Annotated in this window: 22 protein-coding genes and 1 pseudogene; 15 read left to right on the plus strand and 8 right to left on the minus strand. The window is 41.2% G+C overall.

What is annotated here, in order from left to right:
* Positions 1 to 44: 44 nt before the first annotated feature.
* The 7 genes from NSS70_RS02620 to NSS70_RS02650 form a co-directional block, all read right to left on the minus strand.
* Positions 45 to 347: a hydrogenase maturation protease gene (locus NSS70_RS02620; RefSeq protein WP_130156516.1), complete on the minus strand. Its 303-nt coding sequence runs from the start codon at positions 345 to 347 to the stop codon at positions 45 to 47.
* Positions 337 to 807 (minus strand): hydrogenase maturation protease, encoded by a 471-nt coding sequence (locus NSS70_RS02625; protein WP_165381899.1) that lies wholly within the window; start codon positions 805 to 807, stop codon positions 337 to 339. Before NSS70_RS02625 ends, NSS70_RS02620 begins: the two co-directional genes overlap by 11 nt.
* 150 nt (positions 808 to 957) lie before the next feature.
* Complete coding sequence (locus NSS70_RS02630; RefSeq protein WP_130156518.1) at positions 958 to 2,592, minus strand: nickel-dependent hydrogenase large subunit; 1,635 nt, start codon at positions 2,590 to 2,592, stop codon at positions 958 to 960.
* A gap of 903 nt (positions 2,593 to 3,495) precedes the next feature.
* Entirely contained in the window at positions 3,496 to 4,467 is a 972-nt protein-coding gene (locus NSS70_RS02635) for a hydrogenase (RefSeq protein WP_117017259.1), read from the minus strand.
* 231 nt (positions 4,468 to 4,698) lie between these two features.
* Positions 4,699 to 5,394, minus strand: coding sequence for a hydrogenase nickel incorporation protein HypB (hypB, locus tag NSS70_RS02640; protein WP_063387610.1), 696 nt, complete (start codon positions 5,392 to 5,394; stop codon positions 4,699 to 4,701).
* Positions 5,387 to 5,743: a hydrogenase maturation nickel metallochaperone HypA gene (hypA, locus tag NSS70_RS02645; RefSeq protein WP_063387609.1), complete on the minus strand. Its 357-nt coding sequence runs from the start codon at positions 5,741 to 5,743 to the stop codon at positions 5,387 to 5,389. Before hypA ends, hypB begins: the two co-directional genes overlap by 8 nt.
* Positions 5,736 to 6,263, minus strand: coding sequence for a DUF1641 domain-containing protein (locus tag NSS70_RS02650; RefSeq protein WP_339198563.1), 528 nt, complete (start codon positions 6,261 to 6,263; stop codon positions 5,736 to 5,738). Before NSS70_RS02650 ends, hypA begins: the two co-directional genes overlap by 8 nt.
* 476 nt (positions 6,264 to 6,739) lie before the next feature.
* Here NSS70_RS02650 and NSS70_RS02655 point away from each other — a divergent pair.
* The 15 genes and pseudogenes from NSS70_RS02655 to NSS70_RS02725 all read left to right on the plus strand — a co-directional run.
* Positions 6,740 to 6,808, plus strand: a pseudogene (locus tag NSS70_RS02655) (ArsR family transcriptional regulator); the annotation flags it as partial.
* Positions 6,809 to 7,021: 213 nt separating this feature from the next.
* A complete protein-coding gene (locus NSS70_RS02660; protein ID WP_066248152.1) occupies positions 7,022 to 7,723 on the plus strand; it encodes a GntR family transcriptional regulator in 702 nt (233 codons plus the stop codon).
* A 921-nt stretch (positions 7,724 to 8,644) separates the two neighbouring features.
* Positions 8,645 to 9,067 carry a phosphonate C-P lyase system protein PhnG gene (phnG, locus tag NSS70_RS02665; RefSeq protein ID WP_063387918.1) on the plus strand — a complete coding sequence of 141 codons (423 nt, stop codon included), beginning with the start codon at positions 8,645 to 8,647 and terminating at the stop codon, positions 9,065 to 9,067.
* A gap of 16 nt (positions 9,068 to 9,083) precedes the next feature.
* Positions 9,084 to 9,683, plus strand: a complete 600-nt coding sequence (gene phnH / locus NSS70_RS02670; RefSeq protein ID WP_339198566.1) for a phosphonate C-P lyase system protein PhnH — start codon at positions 9,084 to 9,086, stop codon at positions 9,681 to 9,683.
* Complete coding sequence (locus tag NSS70_RS02675; protein WP_063387916.1) at positions 9,683 to 10,789, plus strand: carbon-phosphorus lyase complex subunit PhnI; 1,107 nt, start codon at positions 9,683 to 9,685, stop codon at positions 10,787 to 10,789. Before phnH ends, NSS70_RS02675 begins: the two co-directional genes overlap by 1 nt.
* A gap of 15 nt (positions 10,790 to 10,804) precedes the next feature.
* Entirely contained in the window at positions 10,805 to 11,668 is an 864-nt protein-coding gene (locus NSS70_RS02680; protein WP_063387915.1) for an alpha-D-ribose 1-methylphosphonate 5-phosphate C-P-lyase PhnJ, read from the plus strand.
* On the plus strand, positions 11,661 to 12,506 hold the full coding sequence (locus NSS70_RS02685; RefSeq protein WP_327847870.1) for an ATP-binding cassette domain-containing protein: 846 nt from the start codon (positions 11,661 to 11,663) through the stop codon (positions 12,504 to 12,506). The genes NSS70_RS02680 and NSS70_RS02685 overlap by 8 nt, the downstream gene beginning before the upstream one ends.
* Before the next feature lie 36 nt (positions 12,507 to 12,542).
* Positions 12,543 to 13,721: a phosphonate metabolism protein PhnM gene (gene phnM / locus NSS70_RS02690; RefSeq protein WP_339198571.1), complete on the plus strand. Its 1,179-nt coding sequence runs from the start codon at positions 12,543 to 12,545 to the stop codon at positions 13,719 to 13,721.
* A gap of 22 nt (positions 13,722 to 13,743) precedes the next feature.
* Positions 13,744 to 14,394: a DapH/DapD/GlmU-related protein gene (locus NSS70_RS02695; protein ID WP_339198575.1), complete on the plus strand. Its 651-nt coding sequence runs from the start codon at positions 13,744 to 13,746 to the stop codon at positions 14,392 to 14,394.
* Complete coding sequence (locus NSS70_RS02700; protein WP_339198578.1) at positions 14,372 to 15,100, plus strand: phosphonate C-P lyase system protein PhnL; 729 nt, start codon at positions 14,372 to 14,374, stop codon at positions 15,098 to 15,100. The genes NSS70_RS02695 and NSS70_RS02700 overlap by 23 nt, the downstream gene beginning before the upstream one ends.
* 111 nt (positions 15,101 to 15,211) lie before the next feature.
* Positions 15,212 to 16,267, plus strand: coding sequence for a phosphate/phosphite/phosphonate ABC transporter substrate-binding protein (gene phnD, locus NSS70_RS02705; protein ID WP_066248163.1), 1,056 nt, complete (start codon positions 15,212 to 15,214; stop codon positions 16,265 to 16,267).
* Positions 16,268 to 16,288: 21 nt separating this feature from the next.
* On the plus strand, positions 16,289 to 17,053 hold the full coding sequence (gene phnC / locus NSS70_RS02710; RefSeq protein ID WP_339210920.1) for a phosphonate ABC transporter ATP-binding protein: 765 nt from the start codon (positions 16,289 to 16,291) through the stop codon (positions 17,051 to 17,053).
* A gap of 14 nt (positions 17,054 to 17,067) precedes the next feature.
* Positions 17,068 to 17,853 carry a PhnE/PtxC family ABC transporter permease gene (locus NSS70_RS02715; RefSeq protein ID WP_340880885.1) on the plus strand — a complete coding sequence of 262 codons (786 nt, stop codon included), beginning with the start codon at positions 17,068 to 17,070 and terminating at the stop codon, positions 17,851 to 17,853.
* A gap of 54 nt (positions 17,854 to 17,907) precedes the next feature.
* Positions 17,908 to 18,759: a PhnE/PtxC family ABC transporter permease gene (locus NSS70_RS02720; RefSeq protein WP_117017264.1), complete on the plus strand. Its 852-nt coding sequence runs from the start codon at positions 17,908 to 17,910 to the stop codon at positions 18,757 to 18,759.
* A gap of 38 nt (positions 18,760 to 18,797) precedes the next feature.
* On the plus strand, positions 18,798 to 19,664 hold the full coding sequence (locus NSS70_RS02725; RefSeq protein WP_339198586.1) for a PHP domain-containing protein: 867 nt from the start codon (positions 18,798 to 18,800) through the stop codon (positions 19,662 to 19,664).
* A 249-nt stretch (positions 19,665 to 19,913) separates the two neighbouring features.
* On the opposite strand, the gene NSS70_RS02730 is transcribed toward NSS70_RS02725, so the two are convergent.
* Entirely contained in the window at positions 19,914 to 20,090 is a 177-nt protein-coding gene (locus NSS70_RS02730; protein WP_186439285.1) for a hypothetical protein, read from the minus strand.
* Positions 20,091 to 20,552 lie beyond the last annotated feature (462 nt).

Here is a 20,552-nt window from a genome sequence, read left to right on the forward strand (position 1 = left end):
CATCATGACCATTCAAGTCAAGGGATGAAGCGGCTTATATACTTTTACTTCTCCGACATCGCACAGGAACAAAAAAGTGGTATGCGAAGCGCTCCATATCGTTCATCCCATACAGCGTCACGAATTCCCGGCTGCACACCTTCGGGCAAAATTTCTTGGACAAACATGCTTCGATCTCCACGAGAATTGCGCAGTTTTAACAGTAATCCGCCCGCTCCCAAATGACTTACCGGCATCACCCACAGTTCTTCGTCACGTATTAAAACGATGGCTGTTCCTGTAGGAAACCGCACCGTTTCTTCGGCGGGAATATGAAGATAGCCAGTTGGTGTCAGTTCAAGCTTCACTTTTTTTCCCTCCTAAGCGCTGAAGCAGTTCATCCGCTAAACGATCTAAGGCATTGTCCACCGTTGGAGACAATCCAAATCCGTACGATATGTTTTCGGCTTCGATCAGGAAAACGGTCACTTTCTTCGGGAAGCGGCTTTTTAAAAGCCACCGGCCTAAGGCAATCGCATGATCCCAGCGGAAATCGTGAAGATTAACATCTTTTAGCGGAGGAGTTTCCACCTCTTCACCTGGAATTTCAAAAATCGTGCCCGGTTCATCTCCTGATTTACAGGCATCTACTAGAATCAGTTCCTCTGCATCCCCGATTTGAAAAGCTACATCCATGCCAGCAGTTCCGCCATCAGCCAAACGGACTCCCGGTGGGACCCCATGTTCCCACAATTTGCGGATCAACATGGGTCCCGCCCCATCATCACTTCGCAGCAAATTGCCACATCCAATAATCATAACGTTCATACAAAATTCCTCCTTCTGCAGGCGTACCGTTCCCATTACCATTCTTTGTCTGTTTTACTAGACTATTAGTTTTACAGTTATATATGAAATGTCTGCTGATATGCTTGCACTGCAGAAAAACACGTTACTTAAAGTTGCATATTAGAGATATCAGCATATATTTATCACTTTATATTTGGCTAACTCTTTATGCGACTTGGCATCATAAGCATGAACGGTGCAAACAAGGCATGAATCATAGCTTTGGGCAATATGAGCCAATTCGACCGGATCTTCAGGATTCTTAATAGGTACGCCGATCATCGCTGTTTCGATAGGTCCGCGCTGACCGTGACGATCACGCGGTCCAATGTTCCATGCTGTCGGAGTGACGACTTGATAATTTTCAATTTTTCCATCTTTAATTTGAATCCAGTCAGCCAAAGCGCCGCGGGCTGCTTCCGTAGCTCCGAATCCACGTCCTTCAGGCAATTCTTTCGGCTTGATATAAAATTTTTCGTTTAAATCGATTTGCTTCAACCACTTCTTCATACGCAAATAATATTTCGCGGCTTCGTGAAGGCGAGCCAACACACGCACCATTGAACTTGGCCCGATTTCTTTAATCAAGTTCAAAAAGAGAGGATCATAATCTTGCCACTCCTCAGCACCAGAGCGGCCAGCAATTACTTGGCGGGCCAACGGACCTACCTCCAGAGGAGTTTCTCCGATGCCTGGAATATCATACCGCGGTGCTTTAGCAAACGTATATTTTCCTTCTTTTTGCCCTTCGATCGGATCCACCGGATCGGTTACTCCTTCAAATGGGTGGTAAGAACCGCTGCCGCGATAGAAAGAATGGGTATGATCCTCGCGTATCCGTGCTTGATCAAAATCATGGAAATTTTCCCCATCAAATATTCCCGAACGGGAAATCAGCGCTGCGTTGCGTCCTTCAATCGTCGGATAGCGGTATTGCTGCGGGTTAAAAAAGCTTCCAGTGGCTAAATAGCGGCCCGGCCCCGCTCCGTATTTGTCCAATCCGATTTCCATGCTATAGCGAATGAATAAGCCAAGATCAGAATTGCGATGCTCCGGCTTCTCATCCAGCCATGCAAGAACATCGTCCCAAGTCTTGTTTTCCAGCCAGCGTTCAGCGGAACAACCAAGAAGAACTTTCTCCAGCCAGTTTTCCCGATAATATTCCAAAATCGAGATAGAGCGAGTAATATCGGACAATGTCGGCGAACTGACAACGCCTCCCGGAACCATGAAGCTGGAATGTGGCCATTGTCCGCCAAAGATCGCGTAAATTTCCACCGGCTTAGCTGAAACAGTGACGCCAATCTCATAATGCTCTCCCTCAAAAGGAGCCCAACGGCGAACCACTTCATCGTACAGCTTAGAAGAAGCGTAATGTCGATGTGTTAAACCAATTGCGAACAAAGCATAAAACCAACGCGGAATGCTTTGAATCGTTTCCGCCGCTTGAGCAATATTGCGGATGAGCGTAGCATTCGGCGGTACTTCCGTCCCCCAAGCCGTATCGAGCGCATAAACTGCTTTCGTGAGATGGCTGCCGCCGCAAATGCCGCAAATCCGAGGAGTAACAATCAAACCGGCCTGCGGATCTTTTCCTTTTAAAATCATCTCGAAACCGCGGAACATCGTTGCTTCCGTCCAAGCATCTACAACAACGCCATCATCAATGGCTACTTTTACATCCAAATCTCCTTCTACACGACCGAGGGAATGTACTTTAATTTCCAGTTTGTTTGTTTTTACAATAGCCTCTTGCTTTTTCATGTTCTTTAGGCACCTCGTTTCTAAAATGGTTTCCATTAAAAGATATCCGAATCACAGTAAATGGAAATCGCCGATTTCAAACATACAAAATAACTTTCTTCATGCCTTTGTGTAGACGAGACGGTCACTTTTTTCCGTTAAGCAACATCAACAAACGGCTTATTCGTGCTTCACCTATGTTCGGTTCCCACTAGATGCTGATGACAAAAGTCGCGATTTTCGTTAATGATCACGGAACAAGCTTCACGTCTTTGTGTAGATAGTCACTTTTTCCGTTAAGTAAGATTACAAACGGTTTATTGGTGCTTCACTCATATCTGATTCCCACTAGATGCTGATGACAAAAGTCGTGATTTTCGTTAATGATCACGGAAAGCTTCACGTCTTTGTGTAGATAGTCACTTTTTCCGTTAAGTAAGATCACAAACGGTTTATTGGTGCTTCGCTCATATCCGGTTCCACTTCATCCTGATGACAAAAGTTGCGAATTTCGTTAATATCACGGAACAAGCTTCACGTCTTTGTGGAGATGTCACTTTTTCCGTTAAGCAACATCAACAAACGGCTTATTGGTGCTTCGCTCATATCCGGTTCCCACTAGATGCTGATGACAAAAGTCGTGATTTTCGTTAATGATCACGGAAAGCTTCACGTCTTTGTGTAGATAGTCACTTTTTCCGTTAAGTAAGATCACAAACGGTTTATTGGTGCTTCGCTCATATCCGGTTCCACTTCATCCTGATGACAAAAGTTGCGAATTTTGTTAATGATCACGGAACAAGCTTCACGTCTTTGTGGAGATGTCACTTTTTCCGTTAAGTAACATCACAAACGGTTTATTGGTGCTTCACTCATATCTGATTCCACTTCATCTTGATGACAAAAATCCGAATTTCGTTAATATCACGGAACAAACATATCTTCTTTCGCCCATTTCGGCGCCACAGCACGTGCCAATGCCGCATTCACAGAGTAGCTGAGCGGATCGGTGCCTTGTGGTACTTCTTTTGGAATTGAGCCGAGAACTTTTTGCGTTTTAAAAACTGTTCCAGGTGCTAGGTCAAAGAACGGGAACTGAGGCTCCGTACAGCCAATACAAGGCATTCCTGCCCGAGTTTTGGAAGATTGACGGTTCCAAAGAATGCGGTTGCATGGCGAATGAGTCATTGGACCTCGACAGCCTTGCTCATAAAAGAGACATCCTTTTCGCGTACCTTGTCCGAACTCTTCCACCGGCTCTTTCCACTCGAAATACTGCACACGCGTACAGCCCGTTTGGGTAAACGTTTTAAAGAACGTTTGCGGACGTTGAAGATCGTCTAAAACAACATCTTCCAAACGGCCAGTAGCAATGGCTACAAGAATTTGCGTCACCCAGTCGGGATGAGCCGGACAACCAGGAATGTTAATGACTGGGAGTCCACCTTTCGAACGGAACTGTGTACCAAGAAATCCCCCGCGTTCTTCTTTCATATATTGAAGACCAATCGATTCAGACGGATTCGGTTTTGTCGCCGGAATTCCACCCCAGCACGCACAATCACCGATTGCGACAACGTATTGCGCTTTATGGGCGAAATCCCAAATCCAGTTTTTTTTCGGACGGTCCATAAGCATATCATAGTGCCCTGTTCCGTCAGGTCCCTGAATAATTGTCCCTTCTACCACCAAGATATCCAGTGGGATTTCGTCATTGAGAATTTGCTCATAAAGGCGGCGAACTTGCTCACCGAACTCCATCGACAAAGAATGGTGATACAAAATGTTAATGCCAAAATCGGTTACTAAATCAATGACCGTTGGCTCTTCCGCATTTAAAAATGATTGAGTGTTTCCATTGCACGCACCGCCGTGCATCCAAAGGAGATTCACCATTTTCTCCACCTCCAAAAAGTTTTGGGCAAGATTTTTCAATTTCAATACCTTTGCGCAACGAAAGTCAGAAGGTTCTGATATTTTAAAATACATCTTCGTATAGACGCTCTCCTGTTTAGATGTCTCACTGGTGTTTGGCGACTTGTCGGCTTGATTCAAATCGTTTTCTATTTCAACCAAACGACTCAAAATCATAGTCTTTCGCAGCGTTCTATTCATCTAAAATTTTGCTTATAGAGAGCCGGACGAATGAATAAATGCTGATTTATCCGCTTCCAGCTGTGAAATCCATTCGTCAATTCCTTCTCCTGTGCGAGCAGAAACTTCGTGAATGCGAATGCCTGGGCGCACCTCATTCAATGCTTCATAAAATCGTTTTCGCTGAAAATCTACCGCTTCCGCTAAATCAATTTTTGTGATAATCGCCGTATCAGCACTGTTGACAATAGTCGGATATTTTACCGGTTTATCCTCGCCCTCTGTCACGGAAAAAAGAACTACACGCTGGTTTTCTCCCAAGTCATAACTTGCGGGACAGACGAGATTTCCAACATTTTCGATAAAAAGGAAATCAAATGTTTCCAACTCCCAATCTTGCAACGTTCGCTCAATCATTTCCGCTTCCAGATGGCAAACTGTGCCAGTAGTAATTTGACGCACTTTTGCTCCACTTTGCCGCAAGCGGTCCGCGTCGTTTTCAGTTGCTAAATCGCCAACTAAAGCGGCTGTTCGATAGCGTTTGCCAAGGCGGGTAAGCACTTCTGTAAGCAGCGTCGTTTTTCCCGCTCCAGGACTGGAAACGAGATTGACGACATAAACGCCCACATTTTGAAACCGCTTTCTTAATTCTCTAGCAAGGAGATCATTTTTCTTCAAAACATTCTGGCGAATTTCAACAATTCGAGGATTTAAGGTCAAATCATGCATTTTCTTCTCCACCTTCCAATGCGTACAATTCCATCTCTCTTCCCGCAAGGACTTGGCCAGTTTTTGTGCCGCACGTAGGACAGCGCATAGGAAGCGGTTCAGGCAAAATCCGTTCTTCTTGGCAGTTGGGACAGAAAATGGTCACGGGGACATCTTCAATAATAAGTTTAGCCCCTTCCAACGAAGTTCCCTGAACAACCACATCAAAAGAAAATTCTAAGGCTTCTTTTACGACACCTGATAATACTCCAAGCTTTAAAAACAGCGCTTTAACTTTCTTTATTCCCGAATTTTCCGCCGCTTCTGCCGCCAATTCAACTAAGCTTTGGGCAATAGACAACTCATGCATCGCTGATCTCCTTCGATAAGTTTCGTGCAAAATTAAGGACGAAATTAAGTGCAGGCTGTACTTCCGGATCGCTTAATGTCCGCATCAGACCAATAATTCCCACACGTTTCGTTCCCGTTTCCGCTGCTTCTTTAGAGGCTTGATACAATGAACGCGACACCTTTCCAATTACTTGCACCGAGCGCACGTCCAAAACATCGGACTTGAACAGCTCTTGGATTTGCGGAGAATCGAGGAATTCTTGCATTTTATGCAACGCGGTTAAAGCATTCTCAAAACGCGTAACATATTCTGGTCTAGATATGCCTTGTCGCAAAAGAACGACAAGTTCATTGATCGAATCAGCAAATTCCGGTCCGCGTTGAAGAAAATTTTCCAGCATATCCAAAAGGAACGTTACATTCTCCAGCTTATCAAGCAAGTGGATTAGCTGCTCCATCGTTCGCGGATCTGAAAGCTTTTCAACCAACAAGTGATCAATGGACGTCTCCATAACCGCTCCTTTCCCAGCTTCCCCCATTTTGATTCCTCCTTCTTGATTTTTACAGAAAAAAGTGTGTCATTTTGGGAATATTGTTGTCTTTTTTTGCTAGCTGTTAAAATAATAATACAACAATTCAGAATTTTTTAACACTATATTTTATAAAAACTATTTTAAGTTTTTGCTTCTTCGCTAATAGAATTATTCGTTGATCATACAGGATATGAATAGGTGAACGAAATGAAAAACTATCAAGTAAAGTTGTTTCAAGAATCGTGGCAAGTTGTGGAATAAAATGATGAAAACTGATCAATACCTTTACCGATAAGGGTTAACTAGAATAGGTTTAGTAAAGAGTTTGAAAATTTTAGTATTTTTTGATTCATATTTTCCAAAACCGATCCGGCTCTACACAAGAAACAGAAAGGAATTTTATGGAACTGGGATGGAAGGAACGTATTTCAACTTGATTTAAACGTTCTTAATGCTTTCCAGGAGGTTTTACACATTGCGTTTGCAAGCTTCTAGAAGTGTTTCACATAAGTCAGCCGTCGATTAGCAAGCATCTTCGCAAATTAGATTAATATAATGCAGCAAAACTTTATTTATCAGTATCTAAAGCAAACTAGCAGATGGATCCTCTATAGGCTATAAAATGGGCTTGGACAGTTCCAGTTACATAAACTATACTGAATGTAACCAATAGAAAGTGTAGCAAAAAATATTTTTCAAAGCGCAGTTTTTGAGCTGCCGTGTGAAAAAATAGCAGGTCAATTTCAAAGCGGGGTAGAATGCAGATGGCAGAAGAAATGGAGATCATTGATAAAATCATATCAGATATTCATTCTGGCAGGTATGAAGCCAATGATAAATTACCATCCGAAAATGAGCTTGCTGACTATTTTAACGTTCCGCGAATGACAATCCGCAAAGTATACGAAAGGCTTCAGGAGATGGGATATATTTATTCAAGACAAGGAAAGGGCAGCTATGTAAAAGATCGGCAAATGCAGATTCCGCTTGTTCTTTCCGGGGATGAAAGCTTCAGCAGGAAAATGATTAGACTTGGGCACCATTTCCGATCGAAAAACATTTTTTGCGAAGAAATCGGCTATAATAAAGCAATCTTTCATTCTCTCGGTGTTGAGGAAACGGATCGAGTATTTAAAATAGGCAGGCTGCGCATTGTCAATAATCGACCAATTGCCTTGCATATTTCCTACGTGGCGAAATCCGTATTTGATGATATTGATTTGTATGGCAAGGAAATCACGTCCATGTTTGATTATTATCAAAAGAAAGGCTTCACTGAATTTGAATCGAAGTCAAGCGTGTTAAAGGTTTTATTTCCGACTAAATTCTTATGGGAAATTCTTGAATGCACGAGCTTAATTCCGCTTTTAGTGTTGGAGACAGGATGTATCGATAAAAAAACCGGAACGGTGCTTGAACATACAGAAATTTTTTATCGGAGTGATTGCTTTAACTTTGTTATATAAAAAACTTTTGCTTTCGGGTATGTCCGATAAGTCCCTAAAATCCAACAAGTAGAGGAAAACATGCGTTTTTCTCTGCTTGTTTTTATATGCTTTCGATTTTGGATTGAAAGCAGCAGAGAGATTCATTCAAGGAATCTCTCTTTTTTTGTGCGCCCGGCATGTATATGAACTATAGGGTGTAAGTCCCGAACCCCGAAGACAGAAGTAGAGGTTAGCCAAGAGCAAGGGTGTCCGTGGTGACGCGGAATCTGAAGGAAGCTGGAGGCAAAACACCGGTCCGAGGAACACGAACCTCATATAAGGCTAGGTATGATTGAGTGAGTTTGCAAAACAAAACAAAGCTCTTTCTGTCGAAGGTCATATCGAGTAAATGAGGCGGATAGATGGTGTGAAAGTGCATGTACTTACCCGGGGAGGTCTGGTGGATATGTGAAGTACGCTTCATAACCTACTTAGTGATAAGTAGCTGAACCGTCAGAAGTCAGCAGAGGTCATAGTATTAGTTGGTCTAGAACAACTAAGAAGGACCGAACAATTAAGAGAGAATAGCCCTTGGCATTCAGTGAGTCATGATGAACACAGAAAACGTAGTACCTCACTTGAGGGAGGAAGCGGTGAATCCCGTGGGAGACCTCTTGGAGGGTGGAGTGACCACTGGCATAAAGAGAACAGCTATTCACGGAAGTTATGAAAACTTGCGTCAATTATCTTAATTGAACCGCCGTATACGGAACCGTACGTACGGTGGTGTGAGAGGACGGGAGTTAATCGCTCCCTCCTACTCGATTGTGCTCATTAACATTTTCTTAAAAATGCGTTTGCAAAAAATTAATAGAATTTACTTTTTTTTAAATTTTTTCTACTTGGCAACAAGATATGCTTAAATCAACGGAAGCAAAAAATCATGATGGAGGGGCGGAAATGGAAAGAAGGCGAAGAACAGAAATTTTAATCAACGGAAATAAGAACGTTGCCGCCACATTGGCACAACAAATTTTAGCTAAGTATGAGGTAAAAACGATTGAAAAGCCGAACAACGGTTTAGTAATGGTAAAAGTTCGGGAAACGGCAAAGAACAGTTTGTTCTACTTAGGAGAAGTTTTTGTAACAGAATGTAAAGTGGAAATTAGCGGGTATATCGGCATCGGCATATTAAAAGGACATGAGCCGGAATTAGCATACCATTTGGCTGTGGTCGATGCAGCTTACAATGCACAATTGCCAGAAACGGAACGATGGAATGAAGTTTTGTTGAAGGAGGAAGCAGCAATTCATGAGCAAAGAAAGAACTCCTTCATGAAAATTTTGAAGACAAAAGTAAATTTTGAAACGATGGATGTTTAAAAGGAGCAGAGGTTGAATGAAATTAGATTTTATTCACGATATTCAACGTGCATATCGAAAAGTTGTCGATTCCATGTCTAGGCCCGGATTGATAACAAATTTAAAAGATGAAGCGGCCAAAGTAGATCTTGAGGCTGGCTGTTTTCCCTCGACACTTGTTCTGGCTGCAATGCTTCTAGATACTGAAGTGACCTTTAAGGTAGTTTCCGAGAAGGAAGAAGAGACAACTCGCTGGATAAACCAACTAACCTATGCAAAAGCTGATGCAGCAGAACGCGCTGATTTCGTTTTTGTACTTTATGACAAAGCTGAAGATGAACTTGGGCAAATATTACAGCGAGTAAAAACCGGCAGTCTCATCGATCCCCATGATTCAGCAACCATTATTGTTGAGGCAGATGCTGTTACGGATGGATGCGATTTCAAATTAACAGGTCCGGGCATTGAAGAAGCAAATTATGTAAATGTTTCAGTAAATGGGAATTGGATGGAAGTTCGACAGCAACAAAACGCTGAATTTCCAATGGGGGTTGATTTAATTTTTGTGGACAAAAATCATCATCTCTTATGTCTGCCAAGGACGACGCAAATTTTATCAGAAGGGAGGAAGCTTTGATGGGATATGTGGCAGTGAAAGGCGGAACAATTGCCATTGAGGAGTCGATTAAACGGCTGAAATATGAGCGGTTAAAAAAAGGAGTTGTTCTTGACATTGGCAGAATTGAAGCTGGCCTGCGGGGATTGATTGATCAGGTGATGTCAGAGAGCAGTCTATATGACGAAACCCTTGCGGCGCTAGCGATCAAACATGCTGAAGGCAATCTTGAAGAAGCGGTTTTTCTGCTTCGTGCATATCGATCCACTTTACCGCGCAAGCATTATTCGCAAATAGTTAATACAAAGGACATGAGTATCGAAAGAAGGATTTCAGCTAGTTTTAAAGATATACCAGGCGGCCAAATTTTAGGAGCTACAACTGACTACACTCATCGTTTGCTCGACTTTGACCTCATGGAGGAAACAGATGAAGATGCAGTAAATTGGCTTTCGGCCTATGAGAAGGAAATGCTCGATGAAGTGGATGAAAAACATTTTGGCAAACTGCCAAAAGTAAGTGATTACTTAAGAAAAGAAGGTTTGTTCTCGGAGTGTGTAATGGACAATACAGAGCCTGATGATGTAACGAGAAAAAGCTTGACGTTTCCTTCCACCCGCAGTCAGCGTCTCCAAGTTTTAACAAGAGGCCAGACAGGGGCGGTGACTTCATTAGCTTATGCCGTCATTCGCGGATATGGAAGTCTTCATCCAACAGTAGGTGAACTGCGTGTCGGCTATTTGCCGGTTTACATCGATAGCCCTTTTCATTCATTTAATAGAGAAGACGATGCTTATTATATTGGGGAAATTAAAGCAACCGAAGTCGAAATGTTAATTCCGGAAACAGTTGAGATCGGGGACGGGAAAAAGGAAATTAAGTTTGAAATCGGATATGGTCTTTGCTTTGGTCAAAATGAAACGAAAGCAATCGCAATGGGAATTTTAGACAATAGTTTGGAGAAAGGAAATAGGGACTATCCGACAGGAGACGAGGAATTTGTCCTTTATCATATTGATTCGGTTGAATCCACCGGGTTTATTTCACATTTGAAGCTGCCTCACTATGTCACTTTCCAATCGAAGCTTGATATTGTACGCAAATCAAAAAGCAAGCAAGAAATGTAAAAAGGAGAGGAATTCATGCAAATCCATTATAATTTTGCTTTTTTCGATGAAGGTTCCAAACGGGAAATTCGAAGAGCCACATTAAAAGCAATTGCCATTCCGGGCTATCAAGTTCCATTTGCATCAAGAGAAATGCCGATTGCACGCGGCTGGGGAACAGGTGGACTGCAATTAACCCTTTCTCTCATTGGCAAAGATGATGTTTTAAAAGTAATCGACCAAGGCTCTGATGAATCCGTTAATGCGGTAAACATTAAAAAATTGGTGATGAAAACGGCGGGCATTAAAACGACGGAGGAGACGCAAGAAGCAACGATCATTCAATCAAGACATCGAATTCCAGAAATTCCTCTTACAGAAGGCCAGATACTTGTATTACAAGTACCACTGCCTGAACCGCTGCGCGATTATGAACCGAGCGAATATAATACGAAAAGGCTTCATGCGGAGAAAGAATACAGCGGCGCATGGCTGATGCTTTTTGAACAAATCATGAAATACGGGCATATGGCTTCGGATTTTGATCATCCTGTGATGGTGGAAAATCGGTATGTCATGGCGCCGAGTCCTATACCAAGGTTTGATAATCCGAAAATGCACTATTCAAAGGCATTAATTTTGCTTGGAGCCGGTCGTGAAAAGAAGATATACGCTGTACCACCATACACGAAAGTCGTTTCACTTGCGTTTGACGATTATCCGTTTGAAGTGGAGAGCTTTGAAGATAAACATTGCAGACTGTGCGGCGCTACGGGAGTATATTTGGATGAATTGTTTAATGAGGAAACAGGTGAAACCTATTACCAATGCAATGATACAAGCTATTGTTTATCAAGATTAAATGAGCAATCAGAATCAAGAGGTGTTCAACATGGATGATTTAAGCAATCCAGTATTATCGGTCAAAAAGTTAAACAAACAATTCGGACCTGGATGCAGCCAATGCGGAAAGGCGGATTCCGCCGTTTTGGTGAAAAACTTTTGCCCTGTCTGCGGTACGGTATATGTTTGCCGTGATATTTCGTTTGATCTCTATCCCGGTGAAGTATTAGGCATTGTAGGTGAAAGCGGCAGCGGTAAATCAACATTAATGAGACAGCTATATTTTGATCAAGAGGCCACAAGCGGTGAAGTGTATATCCGATTTTATCATGATGGAAAAAAAAACGTATTAAACGAGTCCTCCCAACAAAAACGGTACATTCGCAACCATCTGATGGGGAAAGTTTACCAAAATCCGCTTCTCGGCTTGCGCATGAACTTTTCCTCCATCGGCAATATTGCTGAAAAATTAATTGCGGCAGGGAACAGGAATGTTGGACAGATGGTGTTAAGAGGACAAGTGCTGCTTGAGGAGGTAAACATTCCGCTATTTAGGATGAAGGAGGAGCCCCAAAAATTTTCGGGGGGCATGCAGCAAAGAGTTCAAATCGCCAAAGCATTGTCGAATAATCCGCCGATTCTTCTTCTCGATGAAGTAACGACCGGTCTTGATTTGTCCGTTCAAGCAAATGTTTTAGATTTGATACGGAATTTACAGAGGGAACTGAAGATAAGCATGATCGTTGTTTCCCATGATTTAGGCGTTATCAGAATGCTTGCAGACAGAACGTTCGTCATGCTGGAAGGAAAAATTATCGAGCAAGGGTTGACCGATCAAATTTTGGAAGATCCACAGCATCCTTATACACAGCAGCTCGTCCATTCATTATTATGATCAATTTTTTGGACTTGTGAGAATGGAGGAAAAAACGTGTATCTCATAACAAACGGAAGAATTATAACGGAAGAAACCATTCTCGATGGTTACGATCTTCTTATTGAAGGAGATAAAATTAGCAAAATTGATGGCAAAGGGAAAATCGCTTGGAAGGAAGGAATGGAAGTAATCGATGCGGCGGGCGGATATGTCTCTCCTGGGTTTATCGATCTTCATTCTGACTATATTGAACATATGGCAGCACCAAGACCGACATCGTTAATGAATTTTCATTTAAGTCTTCGCGAAGCGGAAAAAGAATTAATCACCCATGGGATTACAACAATATTTCATTCACTTTCTATTTATAAAAGCTCGGAATTTTCACATAAACCGATCCGTGAGCCGGAAAATGTCCGGAAATTTATTGAAATGATCCACCAAACTCATCATACAAAGCATTTAATACGACATCGGTTCCATGCACGGTTTGAAATTGACAGCATCGAAGAAGTTGAAAACTTAAAATCGTACATTGCTGAGTGCAAGGTGCACTTAATTTCGTTTATGGATCATACCCCTGGTCAAGGACAATATAGAGATTTAGAAATTTACAGAAAAACGATAAAAGGCTACCAAGAGCTCAGTGATGAAGAGATTGATAGAGTCATTACAAAACATCAGCATAAGGAAAAATTAACACTTGAGGGAATAAAGGAAATTGCAACGCTGGCACAACAAAAAGGTATTGCTATCGCTTCTCATGACGATGACACGTTGGAAAAACTTGAGCTTGTGCAAAGCTTTGGGGCTTCGATCAGTGAATTTCCAATCACCTTGGAAATTGCTAAAAATGCGAAAAAGAAAGGAATGCTGACGGTAGCCGGGGCTCCGAACGTTCTTTTGGGAGGGTCCCACAGCGGAAATTTATCTGCACAAGAAGCCATTCAACACGGGTGTATCGATATTTTATGTAGTGACTATTATCCTCCATCGCTGCTTCATGCTGTTTTTAAAATGAGCGAAAAAAGCGATATCGACCTAGTCGAAATGTTTAAGCTTGTGACGATTAACCCGGCCAAAGCTGTCAAACTGGATGATCAAATTGGATCAATTAAGGAAGGAAAAAAAGCGGATATAGTCATCATCGAAAAAATAGACTTAGATTTTCCGGTTATCACGTCTTGTTTTGTGGACGGCCGTTTAATCTTGAAAACAAATTATAGAATTTAAAGATGATGGAAAGGGAGTTTCTATGATCGAGAAAAAGCTGTCAAAAAAACCTTATATCCATGAACATTGCCAGTTGTTTCATACAGAATTAGGTGAATACACAGAAATAGGGGCTCACAATTATTTAGAAAATGTAAAAATGGGGGATTTTTCTTATACAGGGCAGTTTTGCATCCTGCAAAATGTTGAAGTTGGAAAATTTTCCAATATTGCTGCGATGGTGCGAATCGGTCCAACCGCTCACCCGATGAATCGCCCTACTTTGCACCATATTACGTATCGGAGAAAAATGTATGGAGTTGATATTCATGACGATGAAGCGTTTTTATCATGGCGTAAAGCACAAATCACCTATATCGGCCATGACACATGGATTGGCCATGGGGCCATCATCATGCCTGGTGTAAAAATCGGCAATGGTGCAGTAGTCGGCAGCGGAGCTATTGTGACAAAGGATGTAGAGCCTTATACAATCGTTGCTGGAATACCAGCCAAACCGTTAAGGCGCCGATTTGATGAGCAAACGGTTAAACGATTGGAACAAATCAAGTGGTGGGATTGGTCGTATGAAACGTTGAAAGAACGAATCGACGACTTGTCTCAACATATTGAAACATTTCTAGATAAGTATGAGGGAAGAAGGGAATTCAGTGGAAAACATTTTAACGGTTGAGAATCTGTCCAAAACATTTCGATTGCACAACGTAAACAAGGAAATCCACGCAATTAACAAGATTAGCTTTGTTGTAAAAGAAGGAGAATTTGTCGGTATTACCGGTAAAAGCGGCAGCGGAAAATCAACCATTTTAAAATGCATCTACCGCACATATTTGCCTGAAAGTGGAGACATCTGGTACAACTCAAAAAAGTTTGGCCTAATCAATTTGCGAGAAGCGACGGAAAGAGAAATGATTTATTTACGAAAGCATGAGATCGGATACGTATCACAGTTTTTAAATGCTTTGCCTCGTATAACGGCCAGGGAAATAGTCAAACAAGCGATATTAGAAATGGGGCATAACGATAAGTATGCGGAGGAAGAGACAGAAAAAATATTGACGCATTTTGAACTGGATCCTCAGCTTTGGGATAGTTATGTTGCTACTTTTTCCGGAGGTGAAAAACTGCGGTTGAACATCGCTAGAGCAATGGTAAAGCGTCCGAGACTACTTTTATTGGATGAACCGACGGCAAGTTTAGATGATGAATCGAAGGAAAAAGTAAGAGTATTGATGGAGCAGCTCGTTCGCGAAGGGACAACAATGCTGGGAATTTTTCATGATTTGTTGTTCATGCAAAACTTATGTGATGTAGAATACCGAATGTTGGACGGGGAAATCATCAAGTATTCTGAAAAAAATCCCTTTACAAAACATTAAAAATTCTTTAGTAATTCAACGATATGAATTAACAGTTCCTTTACATTCATCCTTTATATTCAATTATAAATGGAAAAATAATCTATTTTGAAAGGAAAAGGGGTAATGAATATGAAAAAAATGTTGAGGTTTATGAGCATCGCTTTCATCTTGGTCATCTTTTTATCAGGTTGTTCATCATCAGCAGGAACAGAAAGCGATTCCGCTCAAAAAAGCGGCGACGATATGCTTACAATTGCATGGTACCCGAATGAATCCGGCGAAGATTTGAAAGCGGCACGTGACGAAATCGCTAAGTTGATTGAAGAAGCAACTGGAAAGAAAGTCGAGCATAAGACGACAACTGATTACATTATTGCCATTGAGGCGATTGCAAACGGAAATGCTGATTTAGCGTTTATGGGTGCACAGGGATACATAGAGGCTCATGACAAAAATGAAAAAGTGCTTCCTCTCGTTGTTCCGAGCGGTGAATCCGGCACACTTGATGATGCCATGTACTACAGCTGGCTTGCCGTAAATAAAGGGGATGAAGACGAGTACAAAAGCGGCTCCGGGTTTTCCATTGATAATATAGCTGGAAAGAAATTTTCATTTGTGTCTAACAGCTCCACATCAGGCTTTAAAGTTCCATCGACCGAAATCGTTTCGTACTTTAGCCAAAAAGAAGAGTACAAAGATTTAACTGCTGAAGATTTATTAGAAGGCGGCGAGGGCAAGTTTTTCAGCGAAGTGCAATATGGAGGCTCTCATCAAGGGTCTGCGGTTAACTTACTGTCTGGAAAAGTAGATGTAGCAGCATTTTGCGACACATGTGTGAACAACTATATTGAATTAGTTGACGGTGAGCAAAATAAACCGGGAGCGGTATATAAAGTCAAAAAAGATGCTGCTGAGCCGTTTCATACTGTGCCTGGAAAGGAATTTGTCTTAATTTCAGTCACACCGGTATTGAATGCTCCGTTTGTTGTCAATACGGAAACCGTATCTGAAGAAGATCGCAAAAAGCTTGTGGAAGCTTTTGTTTCTGATGAAGTAGCCAACAATACGAAGATTTTCGTGCCGGAGGATTCTGATTTTAGCGGTTTGTTTACGAAAAAAGCTAATGAGCGTTTCGTTGAAGTAGAGGATTCTTGGTTTGATCCGATCAGAGAATTGTCTAAATAAGGATTTGGTGAGGGATAAACGATGACAGCCATTTTAACATTAAATAACGTTTCAAAACGTTATGGAACCAATACAATGGCGCTTCAAGACATGAACTTTTCTGTAAAAGAAGGGGAATTCGTTTCGATCATTGGTCCATCGGGGGCGGGGAAATCAACCCTCCTCCGGTGTATTAACCGCATGATCGAAGCGTCTAGCGGTGAAATCATATTTGATGGTGTCGACATTTTAAAGCTTGGCAAAAAAAGCTTAAGAAAAGTGAGGGCAACCATTGGAATGGTCTTTCAGCATTACAATCTTGTCACTAGATTAAGCGTAATTGAAAACGTGCTCCACGGCAGGCTCGGCTATAAGTCAACTATGGCAGGAGCATTCGGTTTATACAGCGAGGAGGAGAAAAAGCAGGCGGTTCATATTCTCGGATTGTTGGGGCTGGAGGATCAAGTGTATAAACGGTGTGATCAGCTAAGCGGCGGACAAAAACAAAGAGTCGGAATTGCCAGAGCCTTAATTCAAAATCCGAGAATGCTATTGTGTGATGAGCCGATTGCCTCCTTAGATCCAAACTCAGCCAAAATCATTATGGATCATTTAAAAAATATTTCTTCTACACTCGGAATTACTTGTATTGTCAACCTGCACCAAGTCGATGTCGCTTTGAAGTACTCTGATCGAATTATCGGTATTAATAATGGAAAGAAAGTGTACGATGGCTCGCCGAAACAAATAACAGAAGATATTGTTCGCAATATTTATGGGTCTGAAGTAAAGAATCTGATTCTTTAATGTAGGTGAAGATCATGCAAGCAGATATCTTTGTAAAAAGAAGAAGAAGCTTCTCCTTATTTTTTTTATTGTTGATTGTGTTAACGTATCTTTCTATGTTTATAACCGATTTTCAGCTTGTGAAAGGATTCACCTCTGTCGCAAAGGCAGTAGAGTGGGGAGTGACAAATTTTTTTCCTGATGCAAAAGCGATGGAAAAGCTTCCGGATATTTTAAGTAAATTACAAGAAACAGTTTTAATATCAGTCGCTTCCACGACAACAGCAGCTATTTTTGCAACTTTTTTCGCAATATGCGGTTCGAAGACGACGAAAGTGAATGGTTTATTAAGTACAATAAGCAGAGGAATTGCAACTGTTTCTCGTAATATTCCGGTAGCTGCATGGGCATTGATTCTGCTCTTTTCTTTTGGACAAAGCTCCATTACCGGATTTTTTGCTTTGTTCTTCGCCTCCTTTGGTTTTTTAACGCGAGCATTTATAGAAACGATCGATGAAGTTAGCAATAGTTCCGTTGAAGCATTGCGTGCAACCGGCGCCCAATTTTTTTCGATCATCTTCCAGTCGGTCATTCCATCCAGCCTTCCCCAGATGATCAGTTGGGTATTATTTGAAATTGAAACGAATATTCGCAGCGCGACTTTAGTTGGAATTTTAACCGGTACTGGAATTGGTTTTTCTTTTGACTTGTATTATAAAAGCTCCAATTATAGTGCAGCGAGTTTGGTTGTCATGACTATCGTACTGACGGTATTTGTCATTGAATATCTTTCGAATTTGATAAGAAGGGTCATTTTATAACGATGAATGAAAATTTAAGGAAGAAAGGGTGATGATATGAATAATGAATGGTTGATGAAAACTGGAAGCACTCTGAAAGACAGCGGAAAATTAACGCATTCTTCGAAAATAAAAGTGAAACCGTTGACGAAGCAGGCAATTGCCATCCGGCTGACATTGACAGCATTATTCGTTATTACTGTTTATGGCTTTACCGTGTTTGATTATGGCGATACAAATTTCATGTCTGGATTAAAAGAAACGTTTGCGAATTTTAAAACAATGTTTTTCGAAGCAAGCTTTTCGCGTTTAACTATAACAGAAGCAATCTATCAAGTGTTGATAACCTTGGGGCTTGCTTTTTTGACGACAGTGTTCGGAGCTGTTATTGCACTTTTTCTAGGGCTGTTGGCAGCGCAAAATTTATCAAATAAAGTTGTTTCCAATACCATTAAAGCCTTTGTTGCATTTATTCGCGCCGTTCCTACTGTTTTGTGGGTGCTGATTTTTTCCGTCGCTGCTGGTCTAGGAAGTGTTGCAGCTGTTATTGGCATGACGTTTCACTCCATTGGCTATTTGATTAAAGCATATTCTGAATCGTTCGAAGAGTTGGATGAAGGTGTGATCGAAGCATTAAAGGGCTGCGGGGCCAATTGGTGGCAAATTGTGTTTCAGACGGTAATCCCCTCATCAATGACGTATTTAATTTCTTGGACGTTTATGAGATTTGAGATTAACTTTTCCGTTGCCGTTGCGATGGGGGCTGCCGCAGGAGCAGGCGGGATCGGATTTGATTTGTTTATGGCGAGCGGATTTTATTTTGATTTAAGGGAAATTGGAATGATTACTTACTTCATTCTTGTTTTAGCGATCATTTTCGAATTTGTTTCGACAAGAATGAAGGTAAATTTGCGTGAAACTCATTAATTATTTTATAAAAACAGTGAAAGCAGGTGTTGACCGTAATGATTGATTTACATTGTCATTCAAATATATCAGATGGCTCAATGAGTCTATTTGAAGTAATTTCTCTTGCGAAAGAAAAAGGAATCACCCATTTGGCAATTACGGACCATGATACGACAAAAGGATTAAAGGAAGCGAAATATATAGGAGAGCAGCTCGGAGTAACCATTATTCCAGGGATCGAGATTTCGGCTTATGACTATAAAAGACAACGGAGAGCCCATATTTTAGGCTTTTTTGTGGAACCGCATCACGAAGCGATTGAAAACCTGTGCAGCCCGCTGTTAAAGATGAGACACCTAGCATCATATGAAATGACGAAAAGAATTATGAAAGCAGGTTTTAACATTTCATGGGAAGAAGTAGAACAATTCGCCAAAGACGGCACAGGGGTATACAAACAGCATATTATGCATGCTTTAATAAACAAAGGATACGCTGACAAAATCTATGGCGATCTATATGATAAGCTTTTTTCAAAAGGCGGGGAAGGAAAGCCGCAAGGATTAGCGCACATACCTATACAGTATGTCGATGTGGAAGATGCGATTGTTGCCATCCGCGAGGCGGGCGGTCTGCCGGTACTTGCCCATCCAAAACAATTCAACAATTTTGATGCAATCCCCGAGTGGGTTGAGATTGGCTTAGAAGGCATCGAAGCAGTTCACCCTTTGCATGGACCTAAGGACGAAGAACTTGTCAAATATTATGCGGACCAATTCGAGCTGATCGAAACAGGAGGATCTGATTTTCACGGCTTTTATGGAAATTTTGAACTAGGCAGCAAAGATGCCGGAATGGTTCGATATGAAAAACTTCTCGAACGCTATCAAAAGCTATGTGAAAGCAAGAAAACATTATCGTAAATGTAAGAAGCTCTCAACTTTCATTTTTTTTGGAGCCAAGTTAGGAATATAATTCGGGCATAAAACGCTTCTCTTTTCAATAATTGTAGTGTGTAAAAAATATGTTCCGTCATTAACAGTGGGAAACAGATGAATATTAAATTGATTCTTTATTTCGGCGATTATTTTAACAACAATTTACAGCCTTTTGCCTTCCGATTATTATCGTTTTGAACGGATAAAGGACTTACATATAAAAAAGTCCTTTATTCAATTTCTTTTCTCCCTTTTCATTGTTCCTGCCAAATTGCAGCGTGCAAGAGCTCCCTCAGCAATGAGAACAATAACTGCGGCTTTTTTGACAATTTTTACTCTTTTCCCTATCATTAGGCTTTCGGCTTTTCGGTTTGGAAGATAGAATACAGAAACTGACAACTTATTAAACATTCCGTTTTGCGTTCATCCTTCAATTATGATTTTCTGTAAGGGCTTCAACAAAATTACTGGTAAAAGAATCTCATGTTAAAGAGAAGCTCTGTCAATCTATTCCCCCTCATCTTTCAGCACTTGAAGCTACTTCAACGGCAAAAGGCAACCTGCTCAAGTTCACTTTTTGTAACTCTCATGTAATCGTCAAATCATCTCTGTAAAATGGACGCTTATTAAAAAAGCGCGAGCATTTCCCCTAAAATAAAATTTATCAGAATATGGAATTTTTTCTATTATTTATGATATATTCAATCTAGATAAAGAATGGACTCGAAATGGTAAATTAAAAAAATCGAGTGATGGCGAAATAAGTTTTTGCCATCGCCCTAGATTTTAAATTCAGGGGGCAGTATGTTAAAGTCTAATCTATTTTATTCGAATTTCAAGTTGAATTTTAGACGCTATGTCAATAGATTTCTT

Source organism: Aeribacillus sp. FSL K6-2848 (assembly GCF_038004325.1).
GTDB lineage: Bacteria > Bacillota > Bacilli > Bacillales > Aeribacillaceae > Aeribacillus > Aeribacillus composti.

Bases quoted from the DNA above. Each gene is read 5' to 3' on its own strand.
- NSS70_RS02730 (WP_186439285.1), bottom strand. From the start codon at position 20,090: ATGTTTAATAAGTTGTCAGTTTCTGTATTCTATCTTCCAAACCGAAAA.
- NSS70_RS02685 (WP_327847870.1), top strand. From the start codon at position 11,661: ATGGATGATTTAAGCAATCCAGTATTATCGGTCAAAAAGTTAAACAAA.
- NSS70_RS02625 (WP_165381899.1), bottom strand. From the start codon at position 807: ATGAACGTTATGATTATTGGATGTGGCAATTTGCTGCGAAGTGATGAT.
- phnG (WP_063387918.1), top strand. From the start codon at position 8,645: ATGGAAAGAAGGCGAAGAACAGAAATTTTAATCAACGGAAATAAGAAC.
- NSS70_RS02635 (WP_117017259.1), bottom strand. From the start codon at position 4,467: ATGGTGAATCTCCTTTGGATGCACGGCGGTGCGTGCAATGGAAACACT.
- hypB (WP_063387610.1), bottom strand. From the start codon at position 5,394: ATGCATGATTTGACCTTAAATCCTCGAATTGTTGAAATTCGCCAGAAT.
- phnD (WP_066248163.1), top strand. From the start codon at position 15,212: ATGAAAAAAATGTTGAGGTTTATGAGCATCGCTTTCATCTTGGTCATC.
- NSS70_RS02725 (WP_339198586.1), top strand. From the start codon at position 18,798: ATGATTGATTTACATTGTCATTCAAATATATCAGATGGCTCAATGAGT.
- phnH (WP_339198566.1), top strand. From the start codon at position 9,084: ATGAAATTAGATTTTATTCACGATATTCAACGTGCATATCGAAAAGTT.
- NSS70_RS02630 (WP_130156518.1), bottom strand. From the start codon at position 2,592: ATGAAAAAGCAAGAGGCTATTGTAAAAACAAACAAACTGGAAATTAAA.
- NSS70_RS02695 (WP_339198575.1), top strand. From the start codon at position 13,744: ATGATCGAGAAAAAGCTGTCAAAAAAACCTTATATCCATGAACATTGC.
- hypA (WP_063387609.1), bottom strand. From the start codon at position 5,743: ATGCATGAGTTGTCTATTGCCCAAAGCTTAGTTGAATTGGCGGCAGAA.
- NSS70_RS02720 (WP_117017264.1), top strand. From the start codon at position 17,908: ATGAAAACTGGAAGCACTCTGAAAGACAGCGGAAAATTAACGCATTCT.
- NSS70_RS02715 (WP_340880885.1), top strand. From the start codon at position 17,068: ATGCAAGCAGATATCTTTGTAAAAAGAAGAAGAAGCTTCTCCTTATTT.
- NSS70_RS02660 (WP_066248152.1), top strand. From the start codon at position 7,022: ATGGCAGAAGAAATGGAGATCATTGATAAAATCATATCAGATATTCAT.
- phnC (WP_339210920.1), top strand. From the start codon at position 16,289: ATGACAGCCATTTTAACATTAAATAACGTTTCAAAACGTTATGGAACC.
- NSS70_RS02675 (WP_063387916.1), top strand. From the start codon at position 9,683: ATGGGATATGTGGCAGTGAAAGGCGGAACAATTGCCATTGAGGAGTCG.
- NSS70_RS02680 (WP_063387915.1), top strand. From the start codon at position 10,805: ATGCAAATCCATTATAATTTTGCTTTTTTCGATGAAGGTTCCAAACGG.
- NSS70_RS02650 (WP_339198563.1), bottom strand. From the start codon at position 6,263: ATGGGGGAAGCTGGGAAAGGAGCGGTTATGGAGACGTCCATTGATCAC.